General features: G+C 35.4%; 2 protein-coding genes. One reads left to right on the top strand and one right to left on the bottom strand.

The genetic code is table 11. From position 1 onward, the window contains the following. Positions 1–212 precede the first annotated feature (212 nt). Complete coding sequence (locus BWI97_RS27235) at positions 213–608, bottom strand: type II TA system antitoxin MqsA family protein (RefSeq protein ID WP_102203509.1); 396 nt, start codon at positions 606–608, stop codon at positions 213–215. On the opposite strand from BWI97_RS27235, the gene BWI97_RS27230 reads away from it, so the two are divergent. Further along, positions 591–796: bestrophin family ion channel (locus BWI97_RS27230; protein ID WP_199182148.1), on the top strand; the 206-nt coding region annotated here is incomplete at its 3' end. The two genes, BWI97_RS27235 and BWI97_RS27230, sit on opposite strands and share 18 nt — an antisense overlap.

The following is a 796-nucleotide window of genomic DNA, read 5'->3' as shown; positions in this document are numbered from 1 at the left end:
TTAAAATGTCCAAAGTCAGCGATAAAATTAAAGTTTATTAAGTGCTGTTTGCCAAGGCTTTAACAGGTGAGAAAAGAAAACTATAACATTTAAGGCTTTTCCAAATTTGCGTTCTTATACCCAGTATATTCACTAGGGTATTTTGCGTCCATAATGTATTCTTCCTTATTAATTATGTGTTCTTTTATTTTCTTTTATCAAAGAATCTAATTTTAACTTAAATCGTTTTCAAGTTCCTTTTCATTTAAAACGTTACTAAGCGAAAGTATTTTTTTAAATTCTCTGGGGTTAGATGCTAATTGAATTAATCTAGCATTTGATTCGTTTGGAATTTCGCCATTTTCATATGCTCTAAACATATTTATTCCAAACCCTAATATTTCAGCCATTTTATTAGCCGGAAGCCCGTATTGAGCTCTTATTTGTTTTATTTCCTCAGGAAATGGAATTTTATGTTTGACCCTATAAGCATTATAAAGTTGTTTATATGTCACTTCTCCCATTTCTGGAGTGAAAAATTCTTCTTCTGAATCTTCACAATAATAAAACTGATACTCAACAGGARMKGCCGTATCTGGTTTGTTGTTCGTATGGTTGTTCCTCCGCATCACAATTGGTTTCGTCTGCTCTTCGTCTGGAAAGGCTCCATCATTGAAAAAATTTACCCGCGGCTGATCATTCTGTTCCTCTTCTGCTGTGCGGTCGTCTACTTACGGGGAGAAATCTTCCAGGTAAAAATTGCCCTGAATCCTACGCCTTTTACGCTGATTGGCGTCGCCGTAGCCATCTTTCTGGG

The organism is Siphonobacter sp. BAB-5405 (assembly GCF_002872335.1).
In the GTDB taxonomy this organism is placed as follows: domain Bacteria; phylum Bacteroidota; class Bacteroidia; order Cytophagales; family Spirosomataceae; genus Siphonobacter.
Note: the sequence above shows the minus strand (reverse complement) of the source record. Positions and strands in the feature narration are given on the sequence as shown.